18 protein-coding genes, 2 tRNA genes, 2 rRNA genes and 1 other RNA gene are annotated in these 17,261 nt (G+C 24.6%); 8 read left to right on the top strand and 15 right to left on the bottom strand.

Going from position 1 to position 17,261, the window contains the following annotated elements; genetic code table 11:
• The first annotated feature begins 5 nt into the window (after window positions 1-5).
• Window positions 6-1,739 (top strand): SmdB family multidrug efflux ABC transporter permease/ATP-binding protein, encoded by a 1,734-nt coding sequence (locus tag LDP12_RS00825; protein ID WP_265226484.1) that lies wholly within the window; start codon window positions 6-8, stop codon window positions 1,737-1,739.
• Window positions 1,740-1,766: 27 nt separating this feature from the next.
• On the opposite strand, the gene ffs is transcribed toward LDP12_RS00825, so the two are convergent.
• An RNA gene (gene ffs, locus LDP12_RS00820) (signal recognition particle sRNA small type) lies at window positions 1,767-1,853 on the bottom strand.
• 174 nt (window positions 1,854-2,027) lie between these two features.
• On the opposite strand from ffs, the gene dnaX reads away from it, so the two are divergent.
• The 3 genes from dnaX to LDP12_RS00805 all read left to right on the top strand — a co-directional run bounded on the left by dnaX (window position 2,028) and on the right by LDP12_RS00805 (window position 4,250).
• Window positions 2,028-3,116 (top strand): DNA polymerase III subunit gamma/tau, encoded by a 1,089-nt coding sequence (dnaX, locus tag LDP12_RS00815; protein WP_265226483.1) that lies wholly within the window; start codon window positions 2,028-2,030, stop codon window positions 3,114-3,116.
• A 94-nt stretch (window positions 3,117-3,210) separates the two neighbouring features.
• On the top strand, window positions 3,211-3,543 hold the full coding sequence (locus LDP12_RS00810) for a YbaB/EbfC family nucleoid-associated protein (RefSeq protein WP_265226482.1): 333 nt from the start codon (window positions 3,211-3,213) through the stop codon (window positions 3,541-3,543).
• Between the two features lie 56 nt (window positions 3,544-3,599).
• On the top strand, window positions 3,600-4,250 hold the full coding sequence (locus LDP12_RS00805; protein WP_265226481.1) for an adenylate kinase family protein: 651 nt from the start codon (window positions 3,600-3,602) through the stop codon (window positions 4,248-4,250).
• A gap of 16 nt (window positions 4,251-4,266) precedes the next feature.
• On the opposite strand, the gene LDP12_RS00800 is transcribed toward LDP12_RS00805, so the two are convergent.
• Window positions 4,267-4,340, bottom strand: a tRNA-Arg gene (locus tag LDP12_RS00800).
• Between the two features lie 124 nt (window positions 4,341-4,464).
• Between LDP12_RS00800 and folD the strand changes: the two genes are divergently transcribed.
• Window positions 4,465-5,331 (top strand): bifunctional methylenetetrahydrofolate dehydrogenase/methenyltetrahydrofolate cyclohydrolase FolD, encoded by an 867-nt coding sequence (gene folD, locus LDP12_RS00795; protein ID WP_265226480.1) that lies wholly within the window; start codon window positions 4,465-4,467, stop codon window positions 5,329-5,331.
• Between the two features lie 2 nt (window positions 5,332-5,333).
• Here folD and cysS read toward each other — a convergent pair whose 3' ends face one another.
• Window positions 5,334-6,710 (bottom strand): cysteine--tRNA ligase, encoded by a 1,377-nt coding sequence (gene cysS, locus LDP12_RS00790; protein ID WP_265226479.1) that lies wholly within the window; start codon window positions 6,708-6,710, stop codon window positions 5,334-5,336.
• A gap of 73 nt (window positions 6,711-6,783) precedes the next feature.
• On the opposite strand from cysS, the gene LDP12_RS02265 reads away from it, so the two are divergent.
• On the top strand, window positions 6,784-7,047 hold the full coding sequence (locus LDP12_RS02265; protein ID WP_414734422.1) for a DUF493 family protein: 264 nt from the start codon (window positions 6,784-6,786) through the stop codon (window positions 7,045-7,047).
• 97 nt (window positions 7,048-7,144) lie between these two features.
• Here LDP12_RS02265 and cspE read toward each other — a convergent pair whose 3' ends face one another.
• The 6 genes from cspE to LDP12_RS00760 form a co-directional block, all read right to left on the bottom strand.
• A complete protein-coding gene (cspE, locus tag LDP12_RS00785; protein WP_265226478.1) occupies window positions 7,145-7,354 on the bottom strand; it encodes a transcription antiterminator/RNA stability regulator CspE in 210 nt (69 codons plus the stop codon).
• 217 nt (window positions 7,355-7,571) lie between these two features.
• Window positions 7,572-7,687 (bottom strand): 5S ribosomal RNA (gene rrf, locus LDP12_RS00780).
• Between the two features lie 131 nt (window positions 7,688-7,818).
• Window positions 7,819-10,740, bottom strand: a 23S ribosomal RNA gene (locus tag LDP12_RS00775).
• Window positions 10,741-10,890: 150 nt separating this feature from the next.
• Window positions 10,891-10,963 (bottom strand) — tRNA-Glu (locus LDP12_RS00770).
• A 233-nt stretch (window positions 10,964-11,196) separates the two neighbouring features.
• Window positions 11,197-12,021: a shikimate dehydrogenase gene (aroE, locus tag LDP12_RS00765; protein ID WP_265226477.1), complete on the bottom strand. Its 825-nt coding sequence runs from the start codon at window positions 12,019-12,021 to the stop codon at window positions 11,197-11,199.
• Entirely contained in the window at window positions 12,014-12,574 is a 561-nt protein-coding gene (locus tag LDP12_RS00760; RefSeq protein ID WP_265226476.1) for a Sua5/YciO/YrdC/YwlC family protein, read from the bottom strand. The genes aroE and LDP12_RS00760 overlap by 8 nt, the downstream gene beginning before the upstream one ends.
• A gap of 113 nt (window positions 12,575-12,687) precedes the next feature.
• On the opposite strand from LDP12_RS00760, the gene def reads away from it, so the two are divergent.
• Entirely contained in the window at window positions 12,688-13,185 is a 498-nt protein-coding gene (gene def / locus LDP12_RS00755) for a peptide deformylase (RefSeq protein ID WP_265226475.1), read from the top strand.
• The gene (fmt, locus tag LDP12_RS00750) at window positions 13,182-14,123 is read left to right on the top strand and encodes a methionyl-tRNA formyltransferase (RefSeq protein WP_265226474.1); all 942 of its coding nucleotides are present in this window, start codon (window positions 13,182-13,184) and stop codon (window positions 14,121-14,123) included. Before def ends, fmt begins: the two co-directional genes overlap by 4 nt.
• 89 nt (window positions 14,124-14,212) lie before the next feature.
• Here the strand turns inward: fmt and rplQ are convergent, their stop codons facing one another.
• The 6 genes from rplQ to rpmJ all read right to left on the bottom strand — a co-directional run bounded on the left by rplQ (window position 14,213) and on the right by rpmJ (window position 17,246).
• Window positions 14,213-14,602, bottom strand: a complete 390-nt coding sequence (rplQ, locus tag LDP12_RS00745; protein ID WP_265226473.1) for a 50S ribosomal protein L17 — start codon at window positions 14,600-14,602, stop codon at window positions 14,213-14,215.
• Window positions 14,603-14,632: 30 nt separating this feature from the next.
• Window positions 14,633-15,622, bottom strand: a complete 990-nt coding sequence (locus LDP12_RS00740) for a DNA-directed RNA polymerase subunit alpha (RefSeq protein ID WP_265226472.1) — start codon at window positions 15,620-15,622, stop codon at window positions 14,633-14,635.
• Window positions 15,623-15,641: 19 nt separating this feature from the next.
• On the bottom strand, window positions 15,642-16,262 hold the full coding sequence (gene rpsD, locus LDP12_RS00735) for a 30S ribosomal protein S4 (protein ID WP_265226471.1): 621 nt from the start codon (window positions 16,260-16,262) through the stop codon (window positions 15,642-15,644).
• A gap of 38 nt (window positions 16,263-16,300) precedes the next feature.
• Window positions 16,301-16,690: a 30S ribosomal protein S11 gene (gene rpsK, locus LDP12_RS00730; RefSeq protein WP_265226470.1), complete on the bottom strand. Its 390-nt coding sequence runs from the start codon at window positions 16,688-16,690 to the stop codon at window positions 16,301-16,303.
• A 19-nt stretch (window positions 16,691-16,709) separates the two neighbouring features.
• Entirely contained in the window at window positions 16,710-17,066 is a 357-nt protein-coding gene (gene rpsM, locus LDP12_RS00725; protein WP_265226469.1) for a 30S ribosomal protein S13, read from the bottom strand.
• Window positions 17,067-17,129: 63 nt separating this feature from the next.
• Window positions 17,130-17,246 (bottom strand): 50S ribosomal protein L36, encoded by a 117-nt coding sequence (rpmJ, locus tag LDP12_RS00720; RefSeq protein WP_265226468.1) that lies wholly within the window; start codon window positions 17,244-17,246, stop codon window positions 17,130-17,132.
• Window positions 17,247-17,261: the final 15 nt, after the last annotated feature.

Raw genomic sequence — 17,261 nt, 5'->3', positions numbered from 1 at the left:
ATTTTATGAAATATTGGCCTACTCTTAAAAGATTAGCAAAATATGGAAAACCTTTTCAAAAATTACTTTTTTTTGGAGTCTTTTTACTTCTATCAGCAGCTTTATCTGAAGTATTAGGACCTATCTTAATTAGTAATTTTATTAAAAATATATTAGAAAAACATGAATTTTCAACAATGATTATAGCATTTAATATTATTGGTTTTATTACTTTACAAATAACATCAGTAATTTTATATTATTCTCAAAATATTATATTTAATAAAATATCTATTCAAATTATTCAAAATCTTAGATATGATATAATGAAATCTACTTTAACATTACCAATTAAAATATATGACAACCAACCTATAGGACATATTATATCAAAAATTACAAATGATACTGAATCTATACGTGAATTATACGATACTATATTAGGTTCAGTAGTAAATAGTTCTGTATTAGTTTTTATAGTTTTAATAGCAATGTTTATATTATCTTGGAAAATGGCTCTTATCGCAATAATACTAATACCAATTGTTATATTTATAATATTTACTTATCAATACTATAGTGTACCTTTATTAAGAAAAACAAGATATTATTTATCCAAAATTTATCATGAATTTAATGAAATTGTAAATGGCATTAAAGTAATTAAACAATTTAAACAAGAAGAAAAATTTAGAAATAAAATTATTAAAACTAGTTATATGCATTATCAACTTAAAATGAAAATTTTAAAATTAGAAGGTATTTTATTAAGACCTTTATTAAGTTTACTTTCATCTATGATATTATGCGGAATTATATTTTTATGTATTATCTCTGAAGTTGATACTTTTAAAGTAGGTGTTTTATATGCTTTTATCAGTTATTTATCTCGTCTTAATGAACCATTAATTTCAGTTGCAAGTCAACAACCTTTATTACAAAAAGCTATTGTAGCTGGAGAAAGAATATTTGAATTAATGGATATTCCACAACAAAAATATGGAAAAATTACAAAAAAAATTAATTCTGGTCAAATTTATATTAAAAAAATATTTTTTAAATACAACAAAAAAGAAGATTATATTTTATCTAACATAAATATTAATATTCAACCAAATAAATTTATTGCTTTTGTTGGAAAAACAGGAAGTGGAAAAAGTACTTTAGCTAATTTATTAATGGGATATTATAAAATTAATCACGGTTCAATTTATCTGGATGGAAATAAAATAGAAAATTTAAGTCATTATGCTTTAAGAAGTTCCATTGGATTAATACAACAAGAACCTATGATACTTCCTGTAAATATATTAGAAAATATTACTTTAGGAAAAAAAGTTTCAATTAAAAAAGTTGAAAAAATAATAAAACTAGTACATTTAGATGAATTGATATCATCTTTACCAAAAGGTATATATACTAATTTAAGTGAACAAGGAAATAATTTATCTGTAGGACAAAAACAATTAATTTCTATTGCTAGAGCTCTAATCCGAAACCCAAAAATACTAGTTTTAGATGAAGCTACAGCTAACATTGATTCTTATACAGAAAAACTAATTCAAAAATCTTTATTAGAAATTAAAAATAAAACTACATTGATTATGATTGCTCATAGATTATCAACAGTAGTAAAAGCAGATCATATTATTGTTTTACATAAAGGAAAAATAATTGAAAAAGGTACTCATAAACAGTTAATGAATATGAAAAATAAATATTATTCGATGTATAAATCTCAATTATTTAAATCAATATAAAAAATATTTTATAAAGTGCTTTATTAATAATTTTTAATATGCATGTTTTATTTTGAACTAGCTGCTTCTTTTCAGACCTGACTAAGTATTCAAAATTTAACATCGTATTAAATACTAATAAAACACTTTAAAATATTCTTTATATATTTTGAAATATACATTATTTATAAAAAAAATACAAGAATTCTTTATAATTTCTTAAAAAATAAAGAAAAAAGTAAGATTAATGAAAAAAAAATATAATTATGATAGCATATAAAAATCTTTAAAAAAAAAAATAAAAAAAATATGATATATCAAGTTTTAGCAAGAAAATGGAGACCAAAAAGTTTTAAAGAAATAGTAGGTCAAAAATATATTATTCAAGCCATATGCAATAGTTTAAAACTAAACAGAATACATCATGCATGGATTTTATATGGAACTAGAGGAATAGGAAAAACTACTATTGCAAGAATTTTAGCAAAATGTTTAAATTGTAAAAAAAAAATTACTATTTCTCCATGTCAAAAATGCGATTCTTGTAAAGAAATTGATAAAAATTTTAATCCTGATTTAATTGAAATTGATGCAGCATCAAAAACAAAAGTAGAAGATATAAAAGAATTATTAGATAATGCAAAATATCCTCCTATAAAAGAAAGATTTAAAATCTATTTAATAGATGAAATACACATGCTTTCTAGATATAGCTTCAATGCTCTTTTAAAAACATTAGAAGAGCCTCCTCAACATGTTAAATTTATCTTAGCAACTACAAATATTGAAAAATTACCTAAAACTATTTTATCTAGATGTATTAGATTAAATTTACAACATATAAAAAAAAAAAAAATTGTAGAAAAAATTCAACATATTTTAAATAAAGAAAAAATATTATTTGAAGAAAAAACTTTAAATTTAATTGCAACAAAGGCTGATGGAAGTATGAGAGATGCTTTAAGTTTAACAGAACAAATTATTTCTATAGGAAACGGAGAAATAAAAAAAAATGATGTAAAAAAAATATTAGGAACATTTAAATATGAAAATTTTATTTGTCTTTTAATATCATTATTGAAACAAAATATAAAAAAAATTATATATTTTACAGAAAAAATTTTATCTTTAGATGTAGAACCAGAAAAAATATTAATTGAAATTTTAAGATTATTACATTATGTATATATTAAAAAAATTTCTAAAATATCATGGAAATCTAATATATATAATAAAAAACAAAAAAAAATTTTAAATAATATTTCAAAAAAAACTAAATTATCTAAAATTAAAGATTATTATTCTATAATTTTAAATGGTAGAAAAAATATACAATACGCTCCTTCTAAAAAATTAGGTATGGAATTAACTTTACTACAAATTTTAGATTCTAAATGATATATCAAAAATATAAATTTTATAAATTACACAAAATATTCTACAAATATTACACAAAAATATTTATTTATTTAAATTTAAATAAGAGAAGAATATGTTTAAAAAAAATCAATTTGGAAATTTAATGCAAAAAGCTCAAAAAATGCAAGAAAATATGAAAAAAATTCAAAAACAAATGAAATCTATTATAGTACAAGGAGAATCTGGAGCAGGATTAGTAAAAATAACTTTAAATGGAGAACATCATTGTAAAGTAGTTGACATTGATTCATCTTTATTTAAAGATGATGAAAAAGAAATTATAGAAGATTTAATTATTGCAGCTTTTAATGATGCATCAAGAAAAATCAAAGAAGCACAAAAGAAAAAAATGAAAGAATTATCTGGAATCATACCTTTACCTAATAATCTTAACTTTCCAATATAAATTCTTAAATAAAAATCATTAAAAATGCTATTAAATAATTTTAAAAAGGATCAATAATGAAAATTATTTTAATTGGATATCCATGTTCAGGAAAAGGCACTCAAGCTAAATTTATTTCAAAAAAATATAATATTCCAAAAATTTCTATAGGAGATTTATTACGATCAATTATTTTAAATAAAAAAAATAAAAAATATTTAGATATAAAAAAAAAAATTAATCAAGGAGAATTAATTTCAGATAATATAATAATTTCTATAATAAAAAAAAGATTATCTAAGAAAGATTGTTTAAAAGGATATGTTTTAGATGGATTTCCTAGAACTATAAATCAAGCAAAAATAATGGATCAAAATAAATTTAAAATAGACTATGTTCTGGAATTACTAATTTCTAAAAAAAAAATTTTAAAAAGAATGATTGGTAGACAAATTCATATTCAATCCGGACGCATATATCATAAAATTTACAATCCTCCTTTAAATAAAAATAGAGACGATATTACAGGAGAAAAACTAGTTACAAGAAAAGATGACACTAAAAAAATAATTATAAAAAGATTAAATGAATATAATCTTTTCAAAAAAGAAATTATTAAATACTATAAAAAAAAAAATAAATTAAAACAATTAAAATTTTTTAAAATTAATGCAAAAAAAAAATTATTTATAATACAAGAACAAATACAAAAAATTTTAAGTCAATAAATTTACTATATATTTATGCGCTTTACAGGATTCGAACCTGTGACCCACGGCTTAGAAGGCCGTTGCTCTATCCAACTGAGCTAAAAGCGCTTATAAAATTTTAATATATAAATAAGATTTTTATTTTAGTATTATAAATTATTTCCATAAAAAATACTAGTTTATACCTATAAAATTTATTTTCTAAATACTAATAAAAGGATAATGAAATATTATGATCGCAAAAATAATTGATGGATTAAAATTAGCAAAAAAAATACAAAAAAAAATTAAAAAAAAAATTATTCAAAGAAAAAAAAATGGTTTATTAAGACCAGGATTAGCTGTTATATTAGTAGGAAAAAATATATCTTCAAAAATTTACGTTAAAAATAAAAAAATTGCATGTAAAAAAGTTGGTTTAATTTCAAAAATATGTAAATTATCAGAATCTAGTACAGAAAAAAAAATTATCAATACAATTAAAAATTTTAATAGTGATGGTAATATACATGGAATTTTAATACAACTACCTTTACCAAAAAAAATTAATACACAAAAAATACTAAGAAAAATTTCATATAAAAAAGATGTAGATGGATTTCATCCTTTTAATATAGGACTATTATGTCAAAGAAATCCACGATTAAGAGCTTGTACTCCTTTAGGAATTATAAATCTTTTAAAAGAATATAAAATTAATATTAAAGGATTAAATGCATTAGTAATAGGAGCATCTAATATTGTTGGAAGACCTATGATGCTAGAATTATTATTAGCTGGATGTACAACCACGATAACACATAGATTCACAAAAAATTTAAATAAATATATTAAAAATGCAGATTTAATAGTAATTGCTATTGGTAAACCAAATTTCTTAAACGGAAAATTTATTAAAAAAGGAGCAATTATTATTGATGTAGGAATTAATAGATTAAAAAATGGTCAAATAGTAGGAGATGTAGAGTTTAATTCAAATTATCTTAAAGCATCATACATTACACCTGTTCCAGGAGGAGTAGGACCAATGACAGTTACTAGTTTACTTCAAAATACTTTATATGCTTGTGAAAATTACTATGATAAACAAAAACAATAAATTTAAAAATTCCACAATGTTTCATTTTTTGTATCTTTAATATATATTCCAAATTTTAATAATTTTTCTCTTAAATGATCAGCTTTTTTCCATAATTTTAATTTTCTTGCGTAATTTCTTTTTTTAATAATTTTTTCTATTTTTTTATATAAATTTATATCTTTAATATAATTTAAATTATTAGAATTTATATTAAAATTAAAAAATCCTAAAATACTTCCTAAATAATGCAATAAAGAAGACAAAAATATAGCTTTTTTAAATTTCTTCATATCATATAAAATAATTATTTTTTTAGCTAAATTTGATAAAATTAAAAGCGCTAACGGTGTATCAAAACTATCATTCATAGCATTTTTAAATAAATTAATATAAAATATAGAAGAATGATTAAAAGAAAAATTATAATTTTTTTTTATAGATAAATTAATACAAAAATACCATTTTCTTAATATTTTATTAACTTTAATTAAATTTTTTACATTATAATAAATTGGATGTTTATATTTAGTTGATAAAAAATAATAACGTATAACATCAGAACTAAAATTATTTATTAAATCTTTAATTAAAAAAGTATTACCTAAAGATTTAGACATTTTTTTATTTTTTAAAATAATCATTCCTGTATGCATCCAATAATTTACAAATTTTTCTTTATAAAAACATTCTGATTGAGCTCTTTCATTTTCATGATGAGGAAAAATTAAATCATTTCCTCCTCCATGAATATCTAATTTATTTTTAAAATATAAATAATTAATTGCAGAACATTCAATATGCCAACCTGGTCTTCCATTTCCCCAAGGAGACTTCCAAGATATTTCAGTATTTTTAGTTTTTTTCCATAAAACAAAATCATTTTTATAAAAATTATTATTTTCAAATTCATTTAAATTATTTTTTTTATGTAATAATTGACCATAATTTTGATAACTTTTAATAGAAAATAAAACATCTCCTTGTGAATTAATATAAGCATGTTTATTTAAAATTAATATATTAATCATATTAATAATATCTATTATATGAGAAGTAACACGAGGTTCAAAAGACGGTTTTAAAATATTTAAAGTGTTAAAATCAATATTCATTTGATTAATAACATGTTTTGTAAAAGAAAAAATATTTTTATTAATTAATGTTGATTTTTTAATAATTTTATCATCTATATCAGTAATATTTCTTACATATTTTACAGAATATCCTAAATTTTTAAGATAACGATTTACCACATCAAAAAATATAAATGTTCTTGCATGTCCAATATGACAATTATCATATACAGTAACACCACATACATATATAGAAACTTTTTTTTTATAAATAGATTTGAAAATTTCTTTTTTTCGAGTTAAAGTATTAAAAATTTTTAACATTAATATTTCTCTATGAAATTAATTTAAAATTTATATAAAATAAATATTACTTAAATATAATTAAAAAAAAATTATGTATAAAAAATTAAAAAAAATTATGACCTTTCCTGTATATTTTACTTTTAAAATTATCTGTTTTAATAAAAAAAATGCTGAAAAAAACATTTTAAATATATTTAAAAAAATAAAAATAAAAATTCACAAAAAAAATATATATTATAGTACACAAAAAAAATATATATCATTTTCTATTACTATATATGCAAAAAAATTTAAATGTATAAAATATATTTATGAAAACGTTGGAATATTAAAATTTGTAAAAATAATTTTATAAAAATAAGAATTAAAAATTATCTGTTCAGTACCTGTTATAAAGAATAAAAGCACTGAACAGTGTTAAAAAATTTTAAAAAAATTTTATAAGATATTTCTTATAAACCGGTAACGTTAATTGCAGATGGACCTTTTTCTCCTTCTGTAATTTCAAACTCCACACTTTGTCCTTCTGCTAAAGTTTTAAATCCATCACTTTGAATAGCTGAAAAATGTACAAAAACATCTTTACTTCCATCTTCAGGAGTAATAAATCCAAAACCTTTTGCTTCATTAAACCATTTAACATTACCTTTAATCTTTGACATCTGTTTATTACCTTTACATGAAAATGATATATAATACTTACATTAAATGTTAATTAAAATTTATTTTAATAAAATTTTACTTATATATTAAAAATTAAATTAATATAAATTATTAAATTAACGATGTGAAAAAATAAACTTTTATTTTCAAAAATTACACTTTGAAAATGAAAGTTTATCTTATTTTATACTTGAGATTTTCAAAAAAAAATTAATAACCTGGAAATTTCCTACTCTCACACAGGGAGACCCTGAACTACCATCGGCGTTATAATGTTTCACTTCTGAGTTCGAAATGGATTCAGGTGGTACCATTACACTATTTTAACCAGGCTATTAATTTTTTAAACTTTGTATACTTTAATACACAAAATTATATATTAAAGTATACATATTTTATATATTTATTTTTAATCGGTAACAAGTATTTTTAATCAAAATTTTAAAAACACCTCTGGTGTTGTAAGGTTAAGCCTCTCGGGTCATTAGTACTAGTTAGCTTAACATATTACTATGCTTACACACCTAGCCTATCTACGTTGTAGTCTTCAACGTCCCTTCAGTAAACTTACAAGAGTTTCAGGGAAGATTAATCTTGGGGTAAGTTTCGTGTTTAGATGCTTTCAGCACTTATCTTTTCCGCATATAGCTACCGGGCAATGCCATTGGCATGACAACCCGAACACCAGTGATGCGTCCACTTCGGTCCTCTCGTACTAGAAATAGATCCCCTCAATCTTCCAACGCCCACGGCAGATAGGGACCGAACTGTCTTACGACGTTCTAAACCCAGCTCGCGTACCACTTTAAATGGCGAACAGCCATACCCTTGGGACCTGCTTCAGCCCCAGGATGTGATGAGCCGACATCGAGGTGCCAAACACCGCCGTCGATATGAACTCTTGGGCGGTATTAGCCTGTTATCCCCGGAGTACCTTTTATCTGTTGAGCGATGGCCATTCCATTCAGAACCACCGGATCACTAAGACCTGCTTTCGCATCTGATTGCGTTATCACGCTCTCAGTTAAACTGGCTTATGCCTTTGCACTAAACTTACGATTTCCGACCGTAATTAGCCAATCTTTGTACTCCTCCGTTACTCTTTGGGAGGAGACCGCCCCAGTCAAACTACCCACCAGACATTGTCTCTACACCGGTTAACGGTGCTAGGTTAGAATATTCATATTTAAAGGGTGGTATTTCAAGGTAGACTCCACTAATACTGACGTATTAGATTCAACGTCTCCCACCTATCCTACACATTAAATATAAATATTCAATGTCAAGATATAGTAAAGGTTCACGGGGTCTTTCCGTCTTGCCGCGGGTACACTGCATCTTCACAGCAATTTCAATTTCACTGAGTCCCAGATGGAGACAGCCTAGCCATCATTACGCCATTCGTGCAGGTCGGAACTTACCCGACAAGGAATTTCGCTACCTTAGGACCGTTATAGTTACGGCCGCCGTTTACCGGGGCTTCATGTTAGAGCTTTAAGTTTAACCTTTGACTCCTTGATTTAACCTTCCGGCACCGGGCAGGCGTCACACCGTATACGTCCATTTTCATGTTTGCACAGTGCTGTGTTTTTAATAAACAGTTGCAGCTAGCTGGTATCTTCGACTAACTTCAGCTAAAGGAGTAAATCCTCTCACTTACGAGTTAGCGTGCCTTCTCCCGAAGTTACGGCACCATTTTGCCTAGTTCCTTCATCTGGGTTCTCTCAAGCGCTTTAGTATACTCTACCCAACTACCTGTGTCGGTTTGTGGTACGATTTGAATTTATCTGATGCTTAGAGAATTTTCTTGGAAATATGGTATAAATTACTTAGTTACCGTAATAACTCGTCATCACGCCTTAACTTAAAAAATATTCGGATTTTCCTAAATATTTATGTCTACACGTTTAAACCAAGACAACCGTCGCTTGGATAATCTAACCTTTTTCGTCCTCCCGTCGCAATAAATTCAAGCACAGGAATATTAACCTGTTGTCCATCGACTACGCTTTTCAGCCTCGCCTTAGGAATCGGCTTACCCTGCCTCGATTAACGTTGGACAGGAAACCTTAGTCTTTCAGCGAGCAGGTTTTTCACCTGCTTTATCGTTACTCATGTCAGCATTCGCACTTCTGATTCCTCCAATATACTTTACAATATATCTTCTACGGTTTACAGAACGCTCCTCTACCCAGTAAAAAAAATACTGCCGCAGCTTCGGTACATAATTTAGCCCCGTTAAATCTTCCGCGCAAGCCGACTTGACCAGTGAGCTATTACGCTTTCTTTAAATGATGGCTGCTTCTAAGCCAACATCCTGGCTGTTTATGCCTTCTCACATCGTTTCCCACTTAATTATGATTTTGGGACCTTAGCTGGCGGTCTGGGTTGTTTCCCTTTCCACAACGAACGTTAGCACCCGCTGTGTGTCTCCCGTGATAACATTCTACGGTATTCGGAGTTTGCATCGGATTGGTAAGTCAGTATGACCCCCTAACCGAAACAGTGGCTCTACCCCCGAAGATGAATTTCACGAGGCGCTACCTAAATAGCTTTCGAGGAGAACCAGCTATCTCCCGGTTTGATTGGCCTTTCACCCCTAGCCATAGGTCATCCGCTGATTTTTCAACATCAGTCGGTTCGGTCCTCCAATTAGTTTTACCTAACTTTCAACCTGCCCGTGGCTAGATCACCGGGTTTCGGGTCTGTACCCTGAAACTAAACGCCCATTTCAGACTCGGTTTCCCTACGGCTCCCCTTTTTAAAAATTCGGTTAACCTTGCTACAGAGTACAAGTCGCTGACCCATTATACAAAAGGTACGCAGTCACTCTATAAAATTGAGCTTCTACTGCTTGTACGTATACGGTTTCAGGATCTATTTCACTCCCCTAACAGGGGTTCTTTTCGCCTTTCCCTTACGGTACTAGTTCACTATCGGTCAGTCAGGAGTATTTAGCCTTAGAGGATGGTCCCCCTATCTTCAAACAAGATTTCTCGTGTCTCGTTTTACTTTTCGAGTTTATAATATATTTTTTTCATTTACAGGGCTATCACCTTGTATCGCTAATTTTTCCAAATTATTCTATTAAAAATAAAATTATAATTTGTACTCTGGGCTTTTCCCATTTCGCTCGCCACTACTCAGGGAATCTCAATTGATTTCTTTTCCTCAAGGTACTTAGATGTTTCAGTTCCCTTGGTTTGCTTTATTTATTTATTTTATTCAATAAATAATATCATATAAAAATATGATGGGTTTCCCCATTCGGAAATCGCCGACTATAACGTTTCTTATCAACTTATCGACGCTTTTCGCAGATTAGTACGTCCTTCATCGCCTCTGACTGCCAAGGCATCCACCATATACGCTTTTTTGCTTAACCTTACAACCCACAGGTGTTTTGATAATAATTAAAATTATACTTGTTCCGAATTTTTAAAGAACTTAAAAAAATAATATTTTAAATAAAGTTTAACTTAAAATGTAATTATATCATAATAATTTAAAATAGGAAATATTTTTTTTTAAATATTGTCCCCTAGGGGAATTGAACCCCTGTTGCTGCCGTGAAAGGGCAGTGTCCTAGACCGCTAGACGAAGGGGACTAATTTTTATTATTAAAATTATTTATTTCATTTTTTTTTTTTAAAAAAATTTTTATAATTTCATTATAATAAAATATTTAAAATAAAATATTTTTTACTAATGTAACTATTTTACATATTCAAACACAAGAGTCAAGTAATTTATATTAATTAAGAAAAAAAAATATAAAATATCATACATTAAAAAAAAATTTTATGAAACAATTAATAATTGTAATAAATAATATTTTATATTATTTTTTTAAAAAATTAAAAACATCATTTATTTTAGGAAAAATATCAGTCCACAAAAAAAAAGAATGAGCTGCTTGATTAACTAACATTCCTATTCCATTATATACTTTTTTTGAACCTAAATTTTTACATAATTTCATAAAATTAGTATCTGTATTTCCATAAAACATATCATAACAAATAGTTTTTTGATTAAAAATATTAGAAGGTATAACTAAAGAACTATGATCAGAAATTCCAGCTGAAGTAGCATTTATAATAATTTGAAATTTATTTTTATGTAATTGATTTAATTTTAAATATTTAATATATCCAAATTTTAAAAATTCCTTTGATAAAATTTTAGCTTTTTGTATAGTTCTATTAGTAATATAAATATTACATCCAAATTTTAATAAAGGATAAATAATTCCTCTAGCTGCTCCACCTGCACCTAAAATTAATATATTATCATTTTTACTAATTAAATTTTTATATTTTAAATCTGTAAGTAAACCAATTCCATCTGTATTATCTCCAATAATACCTATATTATTTTTTTTTAATGTATTAATAGAACCAGATATCTGTGCTCTTTTTGTTAAAACTGTACAAATAGAAAACACTTTTTCTTTAAATGGTAAAGTAATATTTGCTCCTTTACCTCCATTTTCAAAAAAATTTAAAATTTCTTTTAAAAAAAATTGTTTTGAAGCGCAAATTCGAATATATTTTTCATTAAAATTATATTTTTTAAAAAAAAAATTATGTATTTTAGGAGATTTACTATGATTTATTGGATTTCCAAAAACAGCATAACAAATATTTTTATTAAAATTAAGCACGTATTACTTCTCCAGTTAACAAATTTATAATTTTAGAAGGTTTTTTTTTATTTCCTAAAAATCCATTCAAAATTGGAAAATCTTGACCAAAAATTTTTTTAACTTGTGTTATAGTTTCACAAGGTTTTTCACCAGAAATATTTGCGCTTGTAGAAATAATAGGTTTATTAAAATAAAAACATAAATTTTTTATTAATTTATGTTGAGTAATTCTTACAGCAATTAATTTAGAATTTCCTGTTAACCAAATTGGTACTTTTGAATGAGCTGGAACAAGATAGGTTAAAAATTGTTTTTTATTTAATAAAAGATGTTTTTTTTGTAAAATTTTTTTTTCAATAATATAAGGAATTAATTGATTATAATGATAAGATACTAATATAAATCCTTTATTTATAGTTCTATTTTTTATAAATAACAATTTTTTTACTGCAACTTCACTATCTGGATTACAACCTAATCCAAAAACTGATTCTGTTGGATATGCTATTACTTCATTTTGATTTAATTTTTGTATACAAATTTGTAAAGAAGACAAAAAATTTTTATTCATAAAAAAAAATCCTTTTATATAAAATTATTTAAAAAAATATATTTTTTTATTTTATAAAATTCTTTTTATATAATGTATTATATTTCACATTTAAAATCTAAAAAAATTAAAAAATGTCTATTTTTAAAATATTAAAATATCCAAACAAAAATCTTCGAAAAATTGCTAAACCGGTGCAAATTTTTGATAAAAATATTCAAAATATAGTTCGAAAAATGTTTCATACAATGTATAAAAAAAAAGGAATTGGTTTAGCTGCAATACAAGTAGATATTCAATTACAAATTATAGTTATAGATAAAATATATCCTTTAAAATATCCATTAGTTTTAATTAATCCTAAAATTCAAAAAAAAAATGGAAAAATAAAAATTAAAGAAGGATGTTTATCTATTCCAAATTACGAATACAGTATTAATTCTAGATTTAAATATATAACTGTTTCTGGATATAATGCTTATGGAAAAAATTTCATTTTAAATGCAAAATCTTTACTTTCTGTATGTATACAACATGAGATAGATCATTTAAACGGTACATTGTTTATAGATTATTTATCATCTTTAAAAAAGAATAGAATTAAAAAAAAATTAATTAAAAAAAAATCATGAAAAATATTAAAATAATTTTTGCAGGAACTGATAAATTTTCTTCTATTCATTTAAATGAATTAATTGTAAAAAAATTTAATATATTAGCTGTAATTACAAAAATAGATAAAAAAATTGGTAGAGGAAAAAAAATTCAATTTTCAGAAATAAAAAAGATAGCTATAAAAAATAAATTATCATTAATACAGTTAAATTCATTAAATTCAGAAAAATATTATAAAATCTTAAAAAAATTAAAACCAGATATAATGATTGTTGTTTCTTTTGGATTAATGATACCAAATAAAATAATTAAAATTTTTTCTTTAGGATGTATTAATATTCATACTTCTTTATTACCAAAATTTAGAGGTCCATCTCCTATTCAATCGGTTATACTTAAAGGAAAAAAAAAAACTGGAATTAGTATTATTCAAATAAATGATAAATTAGATGCAGGAAATATTGTATATAAAAAATCAATTAATATAAAAAAAAAAGATACATATAAAACATTAAAAAAAAAATTATGTATTTTAGGAAAAAAATCTTTAATTAAATTTTTAAAAAACATTTTTTTAAAAAAAAATATTTCTATTCCGCAAAAAGAAAATGATGCAACTTATACAAAAAAAATATATAAAAAAGACGGTTTAATAAACTGGAATGAAAAAGCTTCAAAAATAGAAAAAAAAGTTAGAGCGTTTAATACATGGCCAGGAACTTTTTTTTTTATAAATAAAATTATGATTAAAATTTGGAAAGTAAATATTGTTCAATCTCATAAAAAAACTACTCCTGGAAAAATTATTAAAGCTGATTCCAATGGAATATTAATAAGTACAAAAAAAAATTTTATTAATATTATAAAATTACAAATTTCTGGAAAAAAAAAAAATACAGTAGATAAAATCATACATTCTTATAAAAAATTATTTCAAATCGGTAACATTATATAATTTTAAAAAATATATAAAATGAAATAATTTCTATAAAAAACAAAACGGCATACCTATGCCGTTTTGTTTTTTATATATAAAATAATTTATTATTCACTCTTTAAAATTTTATTTTGTATATGATGTCTTTCAACTAATAAAACATACGCCATAGGAGATTTATCTCCATTTCTATAACCACATTTAATAATCTTAGTATATCCACCTAATCTATTTTTAAAAAAAGGACCTAAATCTGTAAATAATTTATGTAAAATATTATTATTTCTAATTTTAGAGAAAATAAATCTTCGATTATGTAAATTATCAATTTTAGAGACTGTAATAATAGGTTCAACTACTCTTCTTAATTCTTTTGACTTTGCTAAAGTCGTTCTAATTTTTTCATGTAAAAATAATGAACATGATAAATTTATTAACATTGATTTTAAATGACTACCTGTTCTATTTAATTTACGACCAACTTTTTGATGTCGCATAATTTATAATCTTCCTTTTTTAAATCTATTTTATTCTTCTAAAATACTTTTTGGAGGCCAATTTTCTAATTTTGTTCCTAATGATAAATTTCTAGCAGCTAAAATATCTTTAATTTCAGTTAATGATTTTTTTCCTAAATTCGGAGTTTTTAATAAATCTACTTCATTTTTTTGTATTAAATCACCAATATAATGTATTGATTCTGCTTTTAAACAATTTGCAGATCTTACAGTTAATTCTAAGTCATCTACAGGTTTTAACAAAATTGAATCAAATTCAGGTTGAACAATAGGAACTATTGGTTCACTAACATCTTTTAAATCAACAAAATATTCTAATTGCTTAGATAAAATAGTCGCAGCTTGTCGAATTGAATCTTCAGGATCAATAGTTCCATTTGTTTCTAATTCTATTATTAGTCTATCTAAATCTGTTCTTTGCTCTACTCTAGCAGCTTCTACTTGATAAGAAATACGTTCAATAGGACTATAACATGCATCGATAAATAATTTTCCTATACTATTTTCATGAATATTATTTTTAAAACGAGTCGATGCTGGAGAATATCCTCTTCCTTTTTCTACTTTAATTTTCATATTAATACAAGAAGAATAATTAGTTAAATTACATATCACATGATCTAAATTCACAATTTCTACACTTGAATCACATTGAATATCAGAAGCAGTTACTACACCTATTCCTTTTTTTTGTAAAGTTAAATAGGAAAAATTTTTATCATAAATTTTTACAGGTAATTCTTTTAAATTTAATAAAATTTCTAATATATCTTCTTTAATTCCTTCTTTAGTACTATATTCATGTAAAATTCCTTCTATCTCTACTTCAGTTACAGCACATCCAGGTAAAGAAGACAAAAGAATTCTACGTAATGCATTTCCTAAAGTATGTCCAAAACCACGTTCTAAAGGTTCTAAAGTAACTTTAGAATGTTTATAATTAAATTGTTGAATATTTACTAAACGAGGTTTTAAAAAATTCATTAATGAATCTGTCATTATTCAACCTTTAAAAAAATTATTTCGAATAAAGTTCTACTATTAAATGCTCTTGAATTTCAGAAGATAAATCTATTCTATCTGGTGTTCTAATAAAAACTCCTTTCATTTTTACTGAATCTACTTCCATCCATGCTGATTTTTCTTTTTGCTCAGAAAGTTCTAAAGCAGCTTTAATTCTTAAATGCTTTTTAAATTTATCTCGAACTTCTATAACATCATTAGGAGACACTTGATATGAAGGAATATTTACTATAACTTTATTTACAGTAATAGATTTATGATTAACTAACTGTCGTGCTTCTAATCTTGTCGTGCTAAAACCCATTCTATAAACGATATTATCTAATCTATTTTCTAAATACCTTAATAAATTTTCTCCAGTATTTCCTTTAGATCGAACAGAAATTTTATAATAATTTCTAAATTGTTTTTCTAAAATTCCATATAAACGACGTACTTTTTGTTTTTCTCGTAATTGTTTACCATATTCTGAAACTCTTTTCTTTCTGACATAATGTTGTCCTGGTAAATGATCCATTTTACATTTTGAACCAATAGATCTTAAACCAGATTTTAAATATAAATCTGTTTTTTCACGTCTACATAATTTTAATTTAGGACCTAAATATTTTCCCATAAAATACTCTTTTTATTTTTTTAAATTTTAAAAAAAAATTAAACTCGTCTTTTTTTAGGTGGTCTACATCCATTATGAGGAATAGGAGTAATATCTGTAATATTTGTAATTCTGAATCCTGCAGCATTTAACGCTCGAATAGTAGATTCTCTTCCAGGACCAGGACCTTTCACCATCACTTCTAAATTTTTTATACCATAATCTTTAATTTTTTCAGCACATTTTTCTGCAGCAACTTGAGCAGCAAAAGGAGTAGATTTTCTAGAACCACGAAATCCAGAACCACCAGAAGTAGCCCATCCTAAAGAATTTCCTTTTTTATCAGTAATAGTAACAATAGTATTATTAAAAGATGCATAAACATGCGCTATACCATCTGAAATTTTTTTTTTAATGCGTTTTTTTATTCGAATTTTTTTTTTTTGCATAAAATTTTAATTACCTATATTATTTTTTTATTAGTTTACGTGGTCCTTTTCTAGTACGGGCATTAGTTTTAGTACGTTGTCCTCGTACAGGAAGTTTTCTACGATGACGTATACCTCTATAACATCCTAAATCTATTAATCTTTTAATATTTAAAGTATTTTCTCTTCTTAAATCACCTTCTACAATAAATTTTGCTACCTCTAATCTTAAATCTTCTATTTGATCTTTACTTAATTCTGAAATTTTTGTTATTTGATTTATTTTTAAAATATTACAAATAATTTTAGAACGAGATTTTCCAATTCCATAAATAAATGTTAAAGCTATTATAGTACGCTTTTGATCAGGAACATTTATTCCTGCTATACGAGCCAATTTAAACTCCTTATTATTAATAAAAAATTATTTAATAAATTTTTATTTAAAAATATTTAATTTTTATCCTTGTCTTTGTTTATGTTTAGGATCATTACTGCATATTACTCGTACTACATTTTTTCTTCGTATAATTTTGCAATTTCTACATAATTTTTTTATAGAAGTGCGAACTTTCATGAAATCTCCTCAATA

It is taken from the genome of Buchnera aphidicola (Chaitophorus viminalis) (assembly GCF_026122795.1).
Lineage (GTDB): Bacteria > Pseudomonadota > Gammaproteobacteria > Enterobacterales > Enterobacteriaceae > Buchnera_J > Buchnera_J aphidicola_BK.
The sequence above is the reverse complement of the archived record's forward strand: the minus strand, read 5'-3'. Positions and strand labels throughout refer to the sequence as shown.

Coding starts and splice junctions, on each gene's coding strand:
- LDP12_RS00825 (WP_265226484.1), top strand. CDS start 6: ATGAAATATTGGCCTACTCTTAAAAGATTAGCAAAATATGGAAAACCT.
- dnaX (WP_265226483.1), top strand. CDS start 2,028: ATGATATATCAAGTTTTAGCAAGAAAATGGAGACCAAAAAGTTTTAAA.
- LDP12_RS00810 (WP_265226482.1), top strand. CDS start 3,211: ATGTTTAAAAAAAATCAATTTGGAAATTTAATGCAAAAAGCTCAAAAA.
- LDP12_RS00805 (WP_265226481.1), top strand. CDS start 3,600: ATGAAAATTATTTTAATTGGATATCCATGTTCAGGAAAAGGCACTCAA.
- folD (WP_265226480.1), top strand. CDS start 4,465: ATGATCGCAAAAATAATTGATGGATTAAAATTAGCAAAAAAAATACAA.
- cysS (WP_265226479.1), bottom strand. CDS start 6,710: ATGTTAAAAATTTTTAATACTTTAACTCGAAAAAAAGAAATTTTCAAA.
- LDP12_RS02265 (WP_414734422.1), top strand. CDS start 6,784: ATGTATAAAAAATTAAAAAAAATTATGACCTTTCCTGTATATTTTACT.
- cspE (WP_265226478.1), bottom strand. CDS start 7,354: ATGTCAAAGATTAAAGGTAATGTTAAATGGTTTAATGAAGCAAAAGGT.
- LDP12_RS00760 (WP_265226476.1), bottom strand. CDS start 12,574: ATGAATAAAAATTTTTTGTCTTCTTTACAAATTTGTATACAAAAATTA.
- def (WP_265226475.1), top strand. CDS start 12,688: ATGTCTATTTTTAAAATATTAAAATATCCAAACAAAAATCTTCGAAAA.
- fmt (WP_265226474.1), top strand. CDS start 13,182: ATGAAAAATATTAAAATAATTTTTGCAGGAACTGATAAATTTTCTTCT.
- rplQ (WP_265226473.1), bottom strand. CDS start 14,602: ATGCGACATCAAAAAGTTGGTCGTAAATTAAATAGAACAGGTAGTCAT.
- LDP12_RS00740 (WP_265226472.1), bottom strand. CDS start 15,622: ATGACAGATTCATTAATGAATTTTTTAAAACCTCGTTTAGTAAATATT.
- rpsD (WP_265226471.1), bottom strand. CDS start 16,262: ATGGGAAAATATTTAGGTCCTAAATTAAAATTATGTAGACGTGAAAAA.
- rpsK (WP_265226470.1), bottom strand. CDS start 16,690: ATGCAAAAAAAAAAAATTCGAATAAAAAAACGCATTAAAAAAAAAATT.
- rpmJ (WP_265226468.1), bottom strand. CDS start 17,246: ATGAAAGTTCGCACTTCTATAAAAAAATTATGTAGAAATTGCAAAATT.